The sequence below is a fragment of the Streptosporangium sp. NPDC000509 genome (assembly GCF_042898365.1).
Taxonomy (GTDB): Bacteria; Actinomycetota; Actinomycetes; order Streptosporangiales; family Streptosporangiaceae; genus Streptosporangium.
Genome location: NZ_JBIAYX010000006.1, coordinates 101,020 through 117,753 on the forward strand (window position 1 = coordinate 101,020; position 16,734 = coordinate 117,753).

11 protein-coding genes are annotated in these 16,734 nt (G+C 70.1%); 9 read left to right on the forward strand and 2 right to left on the reverse strand.

What is annotated here, in order from left to right; all coding sequences use genetic code 11:
* Positions 1-4: 4 nt before the first annotated feature.
* Both treS and ACFY3D_RS13120 read right to left on the reverse strand, forming a co-directional pair.
* Positions 5-1,708, reverse strand: a complete 1,704-nt coding sequence (gene treS, locus ACFY3D_RS13115; RefSeq protein ID WP_362899344.1) for a maltose alpha-D-glucosyltransferase — start codon at positions 1,706-1,708, stop codon at positions 5-7.
* Between the two features lie 45 nt (positions 1,709-1,753).
* Positions 1,754-3,886 carry an alpha-1,4-glucan--maltose-1-phosphate maltosyltransferase gene (locus ACFY3D_RS13120; protein ID WP_389978693.1) on the reverse strand — a complete coding sequence of 711 codons (2,133 nt, stop codon included), beginning with the start codon at positions 3,884-3,886 and terminating at the stop codon, positions 1,754-1,756.
* Positions 3,887-4,240: 354 nt separating this feature from the next.
* Here ACFY3D_RS13120 and glgP point away from each other — a divergent pair, with 354 nt between their 5' ends.
* From glgP to ACFY3D_RS13165, 9 genes are all read left to right on the forward strand, one after another.
* Entirely contained in the window at positions 4,241-6,823 is a 2,583-nt protein-coding gene (gene glgP / locus ACFY3D_RS13125; RefSeq protein ID WP_362899346.1) for an alpha-glucan family phosphorylase, read from the forward strand.
* A gap of 682 nt (positions 6,824-7,505) precedes the next feature.
* Positions 7,506-9,626 carry a glycogen debranching N-terminal domain-containing protein gene (locus ACFY3D_RS13130; protein WP_389978697.1) on the forward strand — a complete coding sequence of 707 codons (2,121 nt, stop codon included), beginning with the start codon at positions 7,506-7,508 and terminating at the stop codon, positions 9,624-9,626.
* A gap of 57 nt (positions 9,627-9,683) precedes the next feature.
* Positions 9,684-10,814 carry a glycosyltransferase family 4 protein gene (locus tag ACFY3D_RS13135; RefSeq protein ID WP_389978700.1) on the forward strand — a complete coding sequence of 377 codons (1,131 nt, stop codon included), beginning with the start codon at positions 9,684-9,686 and terminating at the stop codon, positions 10,812-10,814.
* A gap of 65 nt (positions 10,815-10,879) precedes the next feature.
* Complete coding sequence (locus tag ACFY3D_RS13140) at positions 10,880-11,650, forward strand: enoyl-CoA hydratase/isomerase family protein (RefSeq protein ID WP_389978703.1); 771 nt, start codon at positions 10,880-10,882, stop codon at positions 11,648-11,650.
* Positions 11,651-11,737: 87 nt separating this feature from the next.
* The gene (locus ACFY3D_RS13145) at positions 11,738-12,154 is read left to right on the forward strand and encodes a hypothetical protein (protein WP_389978706.1); all 417 of its coding nucleotides are present in this window, start codon (positions 11,738-11,740) and stop codon (positions 12,152-12,154) included.
* A complete protein-coding gene (locus ACFY3D_RS13150; protein ID WP_389978709.1) occupies positions 12,151-13,377 on the forward strand; it encodes a DUF6395 domain-containing protein in 1,227 nt (408 codons plus the stop codon). Before ACFY3D_RS13145 ends, ACFY3D_RS13150 begins: the two co-directional genes overlap by 4 nt.
* Complete coding sequence (locus ACFY3D_RS13155) at positions 13,362-14,216, forward strand: M55 family metallopeptidase (protein WP_389978712.1); 855 nt, start codon at positions 13,362-13,364, stop codon at positions 14,214-14,216. The genes ACFY3D_RS13150 and ACFY3D_RS13155 overlap by 16 nt, the downstream gene beginning before the upstream one ends.
* Positions 14,217-14,359: 143 nt before the next feature.
* Positions 14,360-16,024 (forward strand): flavin monoamine oxidase family protein, encoded by a 1,665-nt coding sequence (locus ACFY3D_RS13160; RefSeq protein WP_389978715.1) that lies wholly within the window; start codon positions 14,360-14,362, stop codon positions 16,022-16,024.
* Between the two features lie 73 nt (positions 16,025-16,097).
* A complete protein-coding gene (locus ACFY3D_RS13165; RefSeq protein ID WP_350947576.1) occupies positions 16,098-16,658 on the forward strand; it encodes a YbaK/EbsC family protein in 561 nt (186 codons plus the stop codon).
* The last annotated feature ends 76 nt before the right edge of the window (positions 16,659-16,734 follow it).

The following is a 16,734-nucleotide window of genomic DNA, read 5'->3' on the forward strand; positions in this document are numbered from 1 at the left end:
GGCTTTACGCCTCCTGGGATGCGGGTGGCAGGGTGAACCAGTAGAACCCATGCCCAGGAAGCGTCAAAAGATACGGAAGCTCCCCAACCGATGGAAAAGGAACCCCGCCCATCGTCTCCACCGGGACCGATCCCTCGAAGCGGCGCAGGTCGAGCTCCACCGGCTGCGGGAATCGGGACAGGTTGTTGACGCACAGCATCCGGTCGTCGCCGAGCTCGCGCACGAAGGCGAGAACGCTCGGGTTGGACGAGTTCAGCTCGGTGAACTCGCCGAGGCCGAAGACCGGGTGCCGCTTGCGGATGTCGATCATCCGCTTGGTCCAGTGCAGCAGCGAGCCCGCGCTGCGCTGCTGCGCCTCGACGTTGAGCGCCTGGTAGCCGTAGATCGGGTCCATGATGACCGGGAGATACAGGCGTCCGGGGTCGCAGTCGGAGAATCCCGCGTTGCGGTCGGGGCTCCACTGCATGGGGGTACGGACACCGTCGCGGTCGCCCAGCCAGATGTTGTCCCCCATCCCGATCTCATCGCCGTAGTACAGCACGGGAGATCCCGGAAGGGAGAGCAGCAACGCCGTGAAAAGCTCAATCTGGTTGCGATCGTTCTCCAGCAGCGGGGCGAGCCGCCGCCGGATGCCGACGTTGGCCCGCATCCGGGGGTCCTTGGCGTACTCCGAGTACATGTAGTCGCGCTCGTCGTCCGTCACCATCTCGAGCGTGAGCTCGTCGTGGTTGCGCAGGAAGATGCCCCACTGGCAGTTCTCGGGGATCTTCGGCGTCTGGGCCATGATCTCGGAGATGGGGTAGCGCGACTCCCGCCGCACCGCCATGAAGATGCGCGGCATCAGCGGGAAGTGGAACGCCATGTGGCACTCGTCGCCGCCGGTGGCGGCGTCGCCGAAGTACTCGACCACGTCGGCGGGCCACTGGTTGGCCTCGGCGAGCAGCACCCGGTCGGGGTAGAGCCGGTCGACCTCCGCCCTGACCCGCTTGAGGTACTCATGGGTCCTGGGCAGGTTCTCGCAGTTGGTGCCGTCCTGCTCGAAGAGGTACGGGATCGCGTCCATCCGGAAGCCGTCGATGCCCAGGTCCAGCCAGAAGCGCAGCACCTCCAGCATCGCGTCCTGCACGTCCGGGTTCTCGTAGTTGAGGTCCGGCTGGTGCGAGAAGAAACGGTGCCAGTAGTACTGGCCGCGGACGGGGTCGTGGGACCAGTTGGACGTCTCGGTGTCGACGAAGATGATCCGGGCGTCCTTGTAGAGCTCGTCGTGGTCGTTCCAGACGTAGAAGTCGCCGAACGGCCCCTCGGGGTCGTGGCGGGAGGCCTGGAACCACGGGTGCTGGTCGCTGGTGTGGTTCATCACCAGGTCGGCGATGACCCGCATGCCGCGCTTGTGTGCCTCGTCGACGAGTTTCACGAAGTCTCCGAGGTCGCCGAAGTCAGGAAGGATCTTCATGAAGTCGGCGATGTCGTAGCCGCCGTCACGCAACGGCGACTCGTACAGCGGAAGCAGCCAGAGGCAGTCGACACCGAGCCACTGGAGGTAGTCCAGTTTCTGGATGAGACCGCGGATGTCTCCGGTGCCGTCGCCGTTGGAATCGGCGAAACCCCGGATGAGAACCTCGTAGAAGACGGCACGCTTGAACCAGTACGGGTCGCGCGGTTTTTCCTCGTCGAAGGTGTTCGGAATCGGTTCAGGTAGCTGACTCACCAGTGGACTCCCCGCTGTTCTGCCGGTATACGCGCACCCGCCGGCTCACCGCTGGTTCGCCGCCGCTGCACGCAGAGTGAAGACGTGCGCTGGGTGGATGTGGGGATCGAGACGCACGTAGTTGTCCTGCCGCCAGCGATACGACTCGCCCGACAGTTCGTCGTCCACGACGAACTCGGCTTGCCAGTCGAGACCGAGGGCGGGCATGTCCAGCGACACCGTCGCCTCGTGGGTGTTGTGCGGATCCAGGTTCACGACGACGAGGACAACGTCGCCCAGGCCGTGCCGTCGTGTGGCCGTGTCATAGGCGCCGGGCAACCGCTTGGAGAAGCAGATCACATCCGGGTGGTTGACGCTGTGAAAACGTAGATTACGCAGTTCCTGGAGCGCCGGGTGTGCTCTTCGGAACAAATTGAGTTGCGTGATGAACGGGGCCAGGCTACGGCCTTCCCGCTCAGCCTCAACCCAATTGCGGGGTTTGTACTGATATTTCTCGCTATCTAGGTATTCTTCGCTACCCGGTCGAACCGGTACATTCTCCGCAAGTTCATATCCGGCGTACACGCCCCACGTCGGCATCGCCGTCGCCGCGAGCACCGCTCTGATATGAAATGCCGGGACTCCCCCGTGCTGAAGGTATTCGTGGAGAATGTCCGGAGTGTTAACGAACACGTTCGGCCGCATGTAGTGCGACGTCTCGTGGGAGAGCTCGCCCAGGTACGACTCGACGTCCGGGCGCGAGTTCTTCCACGTGTAGTACGTGTACGACTGGTGGAAGCCGACCTTGGCCAGCGTCCGCATCATCGCGGGGCGGGTGAACGCCTCCGCGAGGAACAACACGTCGGGATCGGTGGCGTGGATGTCGGCCAGCAGCTTCTCCCAGAAGGAGACCGGCTTGGTGTGCGGGTTGTCCACCCGGAAGATCCGCACCCCGTGGTCCATCCAGAGCCGTACGACCCGCCTGATCTCCTCGTAGATCCCCTTGGGGTCCTTGTCGAAGTTCAGCGGGTAGATGTCCTGATATTTCTTCGGCGGGTTCTCCGCGTACGCGATCGAGCCGTCGGCGCGGATGTTGAACCACTCCGGGTGCTCCTTGACCCACGGGTGGTCGGGCGCGCACTGCAGGGCGAGGTCGATCGCGATCTCCATGCCCAGCTCGCGGGTCTTGGCCACGAAGGCGTCGAAGTCCTCGAACGTGCCCAGGTCGGGGTGGATGGCGTCGTGACCACCCTCCTCGGAGCCGATCGCCCAGGGCGAGCCCGGGTCGTACGGCTCGGGGGTCAGGGTGTTGTTGCGCCCCTTGCGGAAACTGTGTCCGATCGGGTGGATCGGTGGCAGGTAGACGACGTCGAAGCCCATCTTCGCCACGGCGGGCAGCCGCTTGGCGGCGGTCTGGAAGGTCCCGGACTTGGGGGCGACGCCCTGCTCGATGATCGCGCCCTCGGAGCGCGGGAAGAACTCGTACCACGACCCGAACAGCGCCCTGCGGCGGTGCACCAGGACCGTGCGCGGAGCCGACCTCGTCACCAGGTCGCGTAGCGGGTGGGCGCGCAGCAGCGCCGCGGTCTCGGGAAGCTGGGCGACGGTGAACCGGGCGCGCGGGTCGATCTCGGTGTCGCGCAGTCTGGCCGCGACCGCCTGGAGCGCGGCCCGGTGCCCGCAGACATGCTGCTGCGCCTCCTTGGCGCGCCTCGCCGTCCTCGCCGCGGGTTTCCTGCCGCTCACCGGCCCGCCGGCCGCCACCATGCCGGTCGCTGGACCGGTCACGGGTTCGCAGTCGGCGGCACGCACCGCTCTCGCCGCGCGGTCGAAGAGCCGGGCGCCCTCCTCGCACATCAGGTCGGCGTCCAGACCCCGAGGGATCTTGATGCCCGCGTCGTGCAACCAGGTGGCGAGGGGATCGCCCCACGCCTCCACCCGGAAACGCCACTCACCCTCGGTGGGCAGCGTCACCTCCACGCCCCACCGGTCGGTGCCGGGGGCGAGCTCGCCCATCGGCAACAGGGGGCCGCGCACGCCGTCGGGGCCGGTGAACACGACCCCTGCCGCGACCGCGTCGTGTCCCTCCCGGAACACGGTCGCGGAGATCTCGAAGGTCTCACCCGCGGCGGCCTTGGCGGGGCGGCGCCCGCAGTCGACCGTGGGGTGGATGTCCTGAATTGGAATTCGTCCGATCATCGCGTCTCAAGGTAGCGGCGGCACGCCCGGTACCGCCGAGGAAGTCAGCAAGGAAAGATCTTCGTTTGTGCAAGCATCACGGGGCGGTCGGTCTCGTGGCAGGCCAAGACCCCGCCCTGCTGGGACGGCCGGTTTCCCGAGGGCAGTACATTCTGGCTCGTATCTCCGGTGCCCCAATAGTCCATCTTCATGCCTGCCGATGGATAGAGTGCGGGACCTCTTACTCTTCCGCGAGTTGTCCTAACAGTCGATCACCTCTCTTTGATGTGTTTGGGGTGGATTGATAGCGGTGAGGGGGAGACGCGTGAGTGTTGAGGTCGCCCTCGTGGCGCTGAGTAACTAGGGTCTGGCAGCGTGAGAGCAATCCGTAGGTTTACCGTCCGCACCGTCCTGCCGCCGGAGCTGGCCTCCCTCGGCGAGCTCGTCCTCAATCTGCGCTGGTCGTGGCACCCCGAGACATTGGATCTGTTCGGTGAGGTCGATCCGGCCATCTGGGGACGCGTCGGGTACGACCCCGTCGCCCTGCTGGGCGCGGTCGAGGCCGACAGGCTCCGTGAGCTCGCCGCCGACCGTCGCTTCCTGAGGCGGCTCGCCGACGCCGCCGACGATCTCCGCGAGTACATGACCGCACCCCGGTGGTACCAGACCATCTCCGAGGCCCCGAAGGCCATCGCCTATTTCTCTCCCGAGTACGGCATCGCCGCCGCCCTGCCGCAGTATTCGGGCGGGCTCGGCATCCTCGCCGGAGACCACCTCAAGGCCGCCAGCGATCTCGGCGTGCCCATCCTCGCCGTCGGCCTGCTGTACCGCCACGGCTACTTCACCCAGTCGCTCTCGCCCGAGGGCTGGCAGCTGGAGCACTACCCCTCCCTCGACCCCGGCGGCCTGCCGCTCACCCTCCTGCGGGAGGAGGACGGCAGCCCGGTACGCATCAAGATCAGCCTTCCCGAGCAGCGCACGCTGCACGCCCAGGTCTGGGTGCTGCAGGTCGGCAGGGTGCCGCTGCTGCTGCTCGACTCCGACGTGGCCGAGAACGACAACGCCGCCCGTGACGTCACCGACCGCCTGTACGGCGGAGGCGGCGACCACCGGCTGCTGCAGGAGCTGCTGCTCGGCGTCGGCGGCGTCCGCGCCATCCGCGCGTACTGCAGGGTCACCGGGCACGCCGAGCCCGAGGTGTTCCACACCAACGAGGGTCACGCGGGCTTCCTCGGCCTGGAGCGCATCCGCGAGCTCACCGAGGCGAGGCTCTCCTTCGACGAGGCCCTGGAGGCGGTGCGGGCCGGGACCGTCTTCACCACGCACACCCCCGTGCCCGCCGGGATCGACCGCTTCCCCGCCGAGATGATCGGACGCCAGTTCGGCGGCGACAACGCGTGGCCCACGGTCCCCGTCGACCGCATCCTCGCGCTGGGCGCCGAGGAGGAGCCGGGCAAGTTCAACATGGCCGCGATGGGCATGCGGCTGGCCCAGCGGGTCAACGGCGTCTCCGAGCTGCACGGCGCGGTGAGCCGGGAGATGTTCAAGAGCCTGTGGCCGGGCTTCGACATCGAAGAGGTCCCGATCGGGTCCATCACCAACGGCGTGCACGCCCCCACCTGGGTCGGCCGGGAGATCATGGAGCTCGCCGGCAAGGAGCTGCCCACCCTGGTCGAACGGGCCCAGGGCTGGGAGAGCATCGCCAAGGTCTCCGACGGCGACGTCTGGGGCATCAGGGGACGGCTGCGCGAGAAGCTGGTCGTCGCGGCCCGCGCGCGGCTCCGCCAGTCGTGGATCAACCGGGGCGCCTCGCCGGCCGAGCTCGGCTGGATCGACGACGCCCTCGACCCCGAGGTGCTCACCATCGGCTTCGCCCGCCGGGTGCCCTCGTACAAGCGGCTCACCCTGATGCTGTCCGACCCCGACCGGCTCCGCGCGCTGCTGCTCGACCCCGCCAGGCCGGTGCAGATCGTGATCGCGGGCAAGGCGCACCCGGCCGACGAGGGCGGCAAGAAGCTCATCCAGCAGATCGTGAAGTTCGCCGACTCCGAGGACGTGCGGCACCGCATCGTCTTCCTGCCCGACTACGACATGGCCCTGGGCCAGCTGCTCGTCCAGGGCTGCGACGTGTGGATGAACAACCCGCTGCGTCCGCTGGAGGCGTGCGGCACCTCGGGGATGAAGGCCGCGCTCAACGGCGGGCTCAACCTGTCCATCCGCGACGGCTGGTGGGACGAGTGGTACGACGGCACCAACGGCTGGGCGATCCCCACCGCCGACGGCGTCGCCGACCCCGACCGCCGCGACGAGCTCGAGGCCGCCGCGCTGTACGACCTGATCGAGCACGAGGTCGCCGACCGGTTCTACGACCGGGCCGACGGGCTGCCCCGGCGCTGGCTGGAGATGGTGCGGCACACCCTGGCCTCGCTCGGCCCCAAGGTGCTCGCGGGACGGATGCTCCGCGACTACGTGGTCGACCTCTACGCCCCGGCCGCCAAGTCCGCCCGCGCCCTCTCCGGCGAGGGGTACGAGCAGGCGAAGGGCTTCGCGGCGTGGAAGCTCAAGGTCGGCAGGGCCTGGCCGGGCGTGCGGGTCGAGCACGTGGAGGCCACCGGCCTGGGCGACGGCACCCCGGAGCTCGGTACCTCCCTGGAGTTGAAGGCCACCATCGCGCTCGGCGAGCTGGAGCCGGGGGACATCCGGGTCCAGGCGGCCTACGGCAGGGTCGGAGACCACGACGACCTCGCGGACCCCTGCTATGCGGACCTCGCCGTCGAGACCGAGGGCGACGACGGCAGGGCCGTCTTCGCCGGGACCGTCCCCCTCGACCGCACCGGACCCTTCGGCTACACCGTCCGGGTCGTTCCCGACCACCCGCTGGTGGCCTCGAACTCGGAGCTCGGCCTGGTCGCGGTGCCGGAGGAGCCCGTCGGCATGACCAACGGCACCCTGCGCTGACCGCGTGATCACCCGGCGCACGCCGGGTGACGGGACCTCCGTGGTCCTCCCCGTTCTCGGGGAGGACCACGGAGGTCTTTCGCGTTCCGGCCCGTTGAGCGTTCCGTCCGTTGAGTGCTCCGGCCGCTGAACGGTCCGGCGGTGAGCGTTCTGTCCGGTGAGCGTTCGGCCCGCAGAACGGCCTGGCCCGGCGAGTGCGCGAGCCGCCGAACGTTTCGGTCCGGTGAACGGTGGCGTATGAGTCGCGCATGAATCCGGGGTGAATCACGCTTGAACGGTCGTACCCGACACGGATGGCCGAGAAGTGCTCTCGTTCGGCCGCCGCGCGTGGTGAGGTGGGTATGGTTTGGCCACTCGACCTGGCGCCCAGCAGAGGTTCCCGGCGCCGTGACCCCGGAGCGCGTCTGATCGTACGGCGGCCCGGCGGCGCGTGGCCCGCGGAGGTCGGTGCCGCGGGCCACGCGGAGGGAACCGCGGCGGGGAGCCGCGCGGAGGGGGCCGGAGAGGGCCGGAAGAGGTGCGGCAGGGCCGGCCGTCGGCTCTCGGTGCCACCGTTACGATGATTCGGGCAAAACTCCTCTTAAAGTGCAAAATACGGCTATATGCGCCTTTTGTGGAGTTCTTTCTTGTTTGTGCTGGGGATGGGTAGATAGCCGACATCTAGCGCACTCGGGGGAGAGCAGTGGACGCATGGACGTTGAAGGGCCAGCCGGGCGCACTGGGTGACACCACGGTCACGCTGGTCGAGGGCGGCTCCTTCTGCGTGTGCGCCCGTAACGGCGACATCCTTCCCGGCGGGGCGCAGGGGGTCTACCACGCCGACACCCGGCTGTTGTCGCGCTGGGAGCTGAGGGTGGACGAGGTGCCCGTGGAGGCGCTCAGGGTCCTGCCCGCCGAGCCGTACCACGCGACGTTCCTCTGCAGGGCGGCCCCGCGCCCCGAGCGGGTCGAGAGCAGCCTGCTCGTGATCAGGGACCGCTACGTCGGGGGCGGCCTGCGCGAGGACCTCACCCTGCGCAACCTGTCCGCCGAGCCCGCGGGATGCGTGGTCGACATCCACGTCGCCTCCGACGTGGCGGACCTGTTCGAGGTGAAGGCCGGCCGGATCCGGCACGTGACCGACGTGGAGATGACGGCCGACAGGACGGGACTGCTGATCGTCTCCGCCTCCCGCTCCCGTGGCACGAGGGTGGTGGCCGAGCCGCAGCCGTTCGCCGTGCCGGGCATGCTCATCTTCCGCGTCGTCGTACCCGCGCGGGGTGAGTGGACCGCGAGCCTGCAGGTCAACCCAATCCTGGAGGGCGAGGAGTCGCCCGCGTGGTTCTCCACCCACCGCCCGCTGGAGCACGCGGAGCCCGCCAGGCGCCGCGCCGACTGGGAGCGCGCCAGCCCGATCGTCGTCACCTCCGACCGCATCCTCGCCCAGGTTCTGGAGCGCTCCAAGGCGGATCTCGGCGCGCTGCGGCTCTTCGACGCCGGCATGCCCGACGAGCCGCCGACGATCGCCGCGGGCGCGCCGTGGTTCATGACCCTGTTCGGCCGCGACTCGCTGCTCACCTCGTGGATGGCCCTTCCGATGGACCCCTGCCTGGCACTGGGCACCCTGAGGCGCCTGGCCAGGCTGCAGGGCACCGTCGACGACCCGCTGACCGAGGAGGAGCCCGGCAAGATCCTGCACGAGCTCCGTTTCGGCACGCGGACCGGCGCCTCGCCGCACGCGGGCCGCGCCTACTACGGCTCGGTGGACTCGACCCCGCTGTTCGTGATGGTCATGGGCGAGCTGCGCCGGTGGGGCGTGTACGAGGAGGCCGTCGAGGAGCTCACCCCGAACGTCGACGCGGCCCTGGACTGGATCCGCAGGTCCTGTGACCCGTTCCTGTCCTACCGGCGCAAGACCGACCACGGGCTGATCAACCAGGGGTGGAAGGACTCCTTCGACGGCGTCAACTTCGCCGACGGCACCCCGGCGCACCCGCCCATAGCGCTGGCCGAGGTCCAGGGCTACGTCTACGCCGCCTACGTCGCCCGTGCCCACTGCGCCCACGCGGCGGGCGACGGCACCCTGGAGGAACAGTGGAGGGCACGCGCGGAACGCATCAGGGACGCCTTCAACGAGCGCTTCTGGCTGCCGGACCGGGGCTACTACGCCATCGGCCTCGACGGCGCCGGGCGCGCCATCGACAGTCTCGCCTCCAACATGGGCCACTGCCTGTGGACCGGCATCGTCGACGAGGGCCGGGCACCCCATGTCGCCGAGAGGCTGCTCTCGCCGGAGATGTTCACCGGGTACGGGGTGCGGACCCTCGCCACCACCATGGGCGCCTACAACCCGATGAGCTACCACAACGGCTCGGTCTGGCCACACGACAACGCTCTGATCGCGGCGGGGCTGATGCGCTACGGCTTCACGGTCGAGGCCCAGCGCATCGCCCTCAGCCTGCTGGACGCGGCCGAGGTCTTCGGCTGGCGGCTGCCCGAGCTGTTCTGCGGATTCGACCGGGCCGAGTTCGGCTGGCCGGTGCCCTTCCCCACCTCCTGCTCCCCGCAGGCGTGGGCCGCGGCGAGCCCCATCCAGCTGGTCAGGAGCCTGCTGCGCTTCGAGCCGTGGATCCCCTACAGACGGGTGTGGCTGGATCCCGTGGGGCTGGAGGGCCTGCGAATCCAGGGACTTCCGCTCGCGGGCACCAGGGTCACGATCGAGGTCGGCCCCGACGGCGCCACCATGGCGGGGCTGCCGAAGGGGGTCACCCTGATCGACGAGCCGTGCGGCCCGCTCACCGCCACCGCGGGGCGGGTCTGCTGATCGCTTCTCCAGCCTCCTCCCGGTTTCAACTTCCATGTCTCTTCAGGTGAGGTGACCGTGGTTTCTTCGAGAATCGTTCCCGGATGGTCCGAGGGCCTGCGCGTCCTGATGGTCGCGCCGCCCTGGTACGACGTGCCGCCCCGGGGCTACGGGGGCATCGAGTCGATGGTGGCCGGCCTCGTCGCCGGGCTGACCCGGCGCGGGCACGACATCACGCTGATCGGCGCGGGCAGGGCCGGGACCCGTGCGCGCTTCCTGAGCACCTACGGGCGGGCGCCCTCCGAGCGGATCGGCGAGCCGCTGCCGGAGATCCTGCACGCGGCGAGGGCGTACGCGATGACCTCCGGGCTGGTCGTGGACGTGGTCCACGACCACTCCCTCGCCGGGCCGCTGAGCGCGCCGGCGCGCGGCGCCCCGACGATGATCACCTGTCACGGGGAGATGGAGGGCGAGTACGGCGAGTACTACCGGGCGCTCGGCGCCACCGTGTCGATGGTCGCCGTCTCCGAGGCCCAGCGGCGCATCGCCCCCGATCTGAACTGGGCGGGAGTGGTCCACAACGCGGTCGACGCCACGGTCTTCCCGTTCAGGGAGCGCAAGGAGGACTGGGTGCTGTGGCTGGGCCGGTTCAACGCGGACAAGGGCGCCCACCTCGCGATCGACGCCGCCCGCGCGGCGGGGCGGCGCATCGTGCTCGCCGGCAAGCTCACCGAGAAGGTCGAACGCGACTACTTCGACGAGTACGTCAGGCCCAGGCTCGGCCCCGACGCCGAGTACGTCGGCGAGGCCGGCACCACGCGCAAACACGAGCTGCTCGCGGCGGCGAGGTGCCTGCTCTTCCCGATCGTCTGGGAGGAGCCGTTCGGCATGGTCATGATCGAGGCGATGGCCTGCGGCACCCCCGTGGTCGCCCTCAGCAGGGGGGCCGTGCCCGAGGTGGTCGTGGACGGGATCACGGGATTCATCAGGAACGACCCCGCCGAGCTTCCCGCCGCGATCGAGGCGGCGGACGTGCTCGACCCGCGTGCCTGCCGCGTCCGGGTGGAGCGCTTCTTCGGCGTGGAGGCGATGGCCCGCGCGTACGAGGCGATCTACCGCAGGACGGTCGCCGGACCGCCGAGGCGGGCGGCGGAGAGCCCGCCCAGGAGCGCGGGGGAGAGCAGGGACCTGGCCATGCCCGTCAACTGAGACGCGCCCTATGGTGGATCGCGGTACGGGGACCGCAGGGGATCCCGGCAGGCGGAAGGACGTCCATGGGTGAGTTCGTGCGGGTTGAGACGGCCGACGGGGTCGCGACGATCAGGCTCGACCGGCCGAAGATGAACGCGCTCAACCGGCAGGTCCAGCTGGAGATCGCCGAGTGCGCCCGGCAGGTGGACGCCGCCGACGACGTGTACGCCGTGGTCGTCTACGGGGGGAAGGTCTTCGCGGCCGGCGCCGACATCAAGGAGATGGCCGCCATGTCGTACGCCGACATGGCGGTCCACTCGCGGGTCCTGCAGGACTGTTTCACCGCCGTCGCGAGGATCGGCAAGCCCGTCGTCGCGGCCGTGACCGGCTACGCGCTCGGCGGCGGCTGCGAGCTCGCCCTGTGCGCGGACGTCAGGATCGCCGGGGAGTCGGCCAAGCTGGGCCAGCCCGAGATCCTGCTCGGCATCATCCCCGGCGCCGGAGGCACCCAGCGGCTGCCCCGGCTGGTCGGTCCGGCCAGGGCGAAGGACCTCATCTTCACCGGGCGCCACGTGTCCGCGGCCGAGGCGCTGGGCATCGGCCTGGTCGACCGGGTCGTCCCCGACGACGACGTGTACACCGAGGCGCTCGCCTACGCCGCCCGGTTCGTGGGAGGCCCGGCCCTGGCGTTGCGCGCCGCCAAGCAGGCCGTGGACCGCGGTCTGGAGACCGATCTCGACACCGGTCTGGAGATCGAGCGCCTGCAGTTCTCCGGCCTGTTCGCCACCGACGACGCCGGGATCGGCATGCGCGCCTTCTCCGAGAGATCTACGGCGACGTTCACCGGCCGCTGACCTGTCCGGTGAGGTCGGCCGGGCTTGATGGGATCGGTCCTGGGTGATCAAGAATTGCCGGTATCGTGCCGGATTATGGTGCGGTTGGTGAAGCGTGCGCTGGTGCCCGCTCCGCTGCGGCGGGCGGTTCTCGGCTGGTTCGACTCTCGGTACATCTCCAGGGCCGACCACAGGCAGGACGTGAAGGACGCGCTCTGGGAGGTGCAGACGCTGGCCAGGGAGGTCACCGCGCTGCGCGCGGAGGTCGTCGAGCTGCGGACGAAGGTGGCCGGGGTCAAGCTCGACCCGGTACGGGCCGGGCGCTGGGACGACGCCCACCGGCTCGCTCAGGAGACAGCGGTCGCGCTGGACGGCGTGCTCAGGAACGAGGTGCTGCTCTGGCAGGCCGTGGACCGCGCCACCGGGACCTCCGGGACCGCGGGGGCACCGGGAGGCACTGAAGGCGCGGGAGGCGCGGGAGGCGCGAAGGGCGCGGCGAGCGTCGGGAGGGGGAGCGGCGCGTGAGAGTGGCCTGGACGGCCGACGGCGGCACCTGGCACCTGGTGTTCCGGCTGGACCCCGAGGACGACGTCACCGGCCACTGCGCCGACGGCCAGGCACTGAAACTGGCCACGAACACCTTCAGGGCCGAACTGCCGCACCCGCCGCGTGACATCCACCCCGACCTGCTCGCCCTCGCCGCGTGGACCGTGATCGCGCCGTGGACCCGGCGCCGCGTCACCTTCGACCGGCCGATCTCGCCGGAGCTCGCCGGGGCGATCGACGAGGGCTGGGGCGTCGAGGCGGGTCCCACCGGGACTGCCGGGACGCGATCCGGCGGCAGGCTCGCGATCTCCTACAGCGGCGGGGCCGACTCGGTCGCGGTGGCCGCGATGCTGCCCGACGCGCCGTTCGTGCACTTCCAGCGGGTCTCCCACCCGCGCGTACCCAACCGGTGGACCCACTACCGATCCGACGTGCTGGCCTCGCTGGCGGAGAAGACCGGCCGCGAGCTCACCGTCGTCCGCTCCGACCTGGAGTTCACCCTCGCCGAGCCCCGTCCCGGCTACCCCGAGCATCACGCGGTCGCCGTGGGCGCGCTGCTGATGGCCGACGAGCTCGACCTGGGGGGCCTCGCCCTGGGCTACGAGCTGGGGTCGCGCTGGCTGGGGGGCGCCCGCTACGTGCACCGGTACACGCCCGACAACCTGATGTGGGCCCCGCACGGCGCCTGGGGCCGGGCGTTCGCCGCCGCCGGGCTGCACCTCGTACTCCCGGTGGGCGGGGTGAGCGAGGCCGTCACGATGCGGCTCGCCCTCGGCTCCGAGCTGCGCGGACAGCTCCGCTGGTGCCTGCGCGGGGTGGGCGGCCCCTGCGGCACCTGCGGCAAGTGCCTGTACAAGGAGCTCATCCAGGCCGCCGTCGAGCGCCGTCCGCTCCGTACCACGATCACCGCGGGCCGCCCGGTCGCCCGCAAGTGGCAGCAACCGCCCCCGTACGGCGGGCAGGAGATGATCGAGTACGGCTGCGCCAGGGTGCCCGGCATCGAGGACACGGTCTTCGCCGCGGCGGCGCGGCACCTGCGCGCGACCGAGTCCTCCACCGCCTGGCTGGACCGTTGCTACCCGCCCGCGGTCGCGGAGATTCCCGAACCGTGGCGTAAGCAGGTTCACGACTTCGTGGACGGGGAGATCGGTTTCATGAGCGAGGACGAGGCGCGCCGCGTCGAGACGTGGGGGATGCCGTGAAGGTCTACGTCTCGGTCGACATGGAAGGCGTCACCGGGCTGACCGATCCCGAGGAGATGCACGCCGGAGGCCGGGGCTACGAACGCGGCTGCGAGCTGATGACCGGCGACGCGAACGCGGTCGTCGCGGGGGCGTTCGACGCCGGTGCCACCGCCGTGCGCGTCAACGACGCCCACGGTTCGACGAAGAACCTCAGGATCGACCTGCTCGACGAGCGGGCGACCCTCCTGCGGGGTCCGGGAAAGCCGCTGCGGATGGGGCAGGGGCTCGACGCGAGCCACCGGGCGGCCTGCTTCGTCGGCTACCACGCGCGGGCCGGCGTCCAGCACGGGGTGCTCAACCACACCTGGATGGGCAGGGAGATCCACAACATCTACCTCAACGGCGAGGTCTGCGGGGAGACCCGTCTCGTCGCCTCCTTCGCGGGCACGCTCGGCGTGCCGGTGGTCCTGGTGACCGGGGACGAGGCCGTCTGCGAGGAGGCGAGGGAGCTGCTCGGCGACGTGGAGACCGTCGCGGTCAAGAAGGGCGTCGACAGGTTCGCCGCCGAACTCCTGCCGCCCGCCGTCGCCCAGGCCCGGATCCGTGAGGCGACGGCCCGCGCGCTCGACCGGGTGGCCGACTTCCGCCTGTGCGCCCCCGAACCGCCGTTCGTCCTCGGCGTCGAGTGGAACTCCACCGCGATCGCCGCCGGATGCGCGATCATCCCCGGTGTGACGGCGGCGGGCCCCCGGCACACGGAGTTCGCCACCGACGACTTCTCGCAGATCATGGCCCTCCTCGGGATCTTCGCGATGATCGGCGGCCAGGTGGCCTGCGGCAGCGGCGCGTACGGGTGACCCTTCCGATGACCGCTCGCTGCCCTTTCGCCCTTCTTTCGGCACCTAGTCACCATCGATCCGGATAACCTGCGACGCGCGATTCCTCTCGCCCCGGCAAACCCCTTCGACCCGACGGTGCCCGATGTGCTGTGACAACCCCCATGAGTGACGAGACGGGTCCCGAGCGGCCCGACACCTCCTCCGCGGTGCCCACCGCAGAAAAGACCGCGCCCCCCGCGAAGACCGCGCCACCCGCCGGAGCGGGTCTGACGCGCAGGGCGCTGCTGGTCGGGGTGGGCGCCGCCGGGGGCGCCGGGGCGATGTTCGCGGCGATGGGCGCGCTCGGTCTCGCCCCGGAGTCCCAGGACAGGGACTTCACGCCCCCGCAGCGCTCCGACTTCTCCCTCACCGGCAGGGCGGCGGCCAAGGTGGTCGTCCTCGGCGCGGGCGTCGCCGGGCTGACCTGCGCCTACGAGCTGGGCAAGGCCGGGTACGACTGCACGGTCCTGGAGGCGTCCGGCCGGGTGGGCGGCAGGACCCTCACGCTGCGCGCGGGCGACCGGCTGGACGAGCTGGGCGGCGAGACGCAGACCGCGGCGTTCGAGGAGGGCATCTACTTCAACGCGGGGGCCGCGCGGATCGCGCCCTGGATGGTCACCATGGACTACTGCCGCGAACTGGGCGTACCCGTTGAGATCTTCGTCAACAACAACGCCTCCGCGTACGTCTACACCCAGGGCATGACCGCCCCGGCCAGGGCGCGCGCGGCCCGCGCCGACCTGTACGGCTACGTCGCCGAGCTGCTCGCCAAGGCGAGCAACGCGGGCGCGCTGAACCGGCGGCTCACCAAGGACGACCGCGAGCGGCTGGAGGAGTTCCTGCGGCGCTTCGGCGACCTCGGCCCCGACCTCGCCTACCAGCGGGACTCCAGACGGCGCGGGTTCGAGACCTACCCGGGGGTGAGCGAGGGCGTGCCCGTGGACGCGGCCGCCTCCCTGCGCGAGGTGCTCGCCGCGGGCACCGGCAGATACGTCACCATGGACTTCGGCTACGACCAGGTGATGCCCATGTTCCAGCCGGTGGGCGGCATGGACGCCATCGTCGTCGCGCTCGCCGACGCGGTCGGCCGCGACCGGATCAGGACCGGCACCCGGGTGACCGGGATCAAGAACCTGCCCGACGGGGTGGAGATCACCCACCGGAGCGGCACCGAGGACGGCGTCGTCCGCGCCGACTACTGCGTCGCGACCCTGCCGCCCCACCTGCTCGCGCGCCTGCCGCACAATCTCGGCACCCCGATCACCGCCGCCCTCCGCACCCCCGTACCCGTCTCCGCGGGCAAGATCGGGCTGGAGTACGGGAGGCGCTGGTGGGAGATCGACGACCACATCTACGGCGGCGCCACCGAGACGGACCTGGACATCACTCATATCTGGTATCCCTCCCACGGCTACCACTCCCGCGGCGGCCTGGTGGTCGGCTACTACAACAGGGACGAGAACGCCGACGTGTACACCGGCCTCTCCCACCGCGAGCGCCGCAACCGCGCGCTCACCCAGGGCAAGAAGATCCACGGGGAGAAGTACCGCGCGGAGCTGCGCTCCAGCATCTCGATCTCCTGGGGGCGCCAGCCGCACATCGAGGGCGGCTGGGCGAGCTGGCCCTCCTACGAGGGCGCGTTCGCCCTGCTGCAGCGCCCCGCGGGCCGGGTCCACTTCGCCGGAGACTGGCTCACCCACCTCACCGCCTGGCAGGCCGGTGCGATGGAGTCCGCGAGGAGAGCGGTCACCGATCTGCACCACCGGGTACTCCAGACGACATCCTGAGTGTCACCGCACGGCCGTAAAGTCTTCGGTGCGGGAGAATTTCCAAGGGAATTCCTAGGGAGACGAGACGGCGATGACGATCGGGACGTTGGACTGGACGAGTGCCGCCGAGCGGCCTGACCTGCTGGCCGAGCCGGTGGCGCGGGCCGTCGGGGAGCTTGACGGGTTCGGCGGCGGGGCCGGCGGAGTCGGTGGGCTCGCCGGGATAACCGTCGCCGAGATCGACCCGGAGCTCGCCGACACGGCGGCCTTCTGCGAGCGCTACGGGGTGGGCATGGACGAGTCGGCCAACTGCGTGATCGTGGCGGCCAGGCGCGCGGGGGAGACCCGCTACGCGGCGTGCATGGTGCTCGCCACCATGAGGGCCGACGTGAACGGGGTGATCCGGCGCCACCTGGACGCGCGGAAGATCTCGTTCGCGCCGATGGACGACGCGGTCACGCTGACCGGAATGGAGTACGGCGGGATCACCCCGCTCGGGCTGCCCGAGGACTGGCCGGTGCTCGTCGACGAGGCGGTGGCGGCCCACCCGGGGGTCGTGATCGGCAGCGGTGTCCGCCGCTCCAAGCTCGCCGTTTCCGGCTCCCTGCTGGCGGGGTTGAAGACGGCACGGGTTCTTCACCTGGCGAACTGACGCGAAAATGAGATTAAGTGGGAGAGGAAATCGGGAAACCGTCGAGGTTCTGTGAACGTTATTCAATCGGGAAATG

Bases quoted from the DNA above. Each gene is read 5' to 3' on its own strand.
- ACFY3D_RS13165 (WP_350947576.1), top strand. From the start codon at position 16,098: ATGACGATCGGGACGTTGGACTGGACGAGTGCCGCCGAGCGGCCTGAC.
- ACFY3D_RS13120 (WP_389978693.1), bottom strand. From the start codon at position 3,886: ATGATCGGACGAATTCCAATTCAGGACATCCACCCCACGGTCGACTGC.
- ACFY3D_RS13160 (WP_389978715.1), top strand. From the start codon at position 14,360: ATGAGTGACGAGACGGGTCCCGAGCGGCCCGACACCTCCTCCGCGGTG.
- ACFY3D_RS13140 (WP_389978703.1), top strand. From the start codon at position 10,880: ATGGGTGAGTTCGTGCGGGTTGAGACGGCCGACGGGGTCGCGACGATC.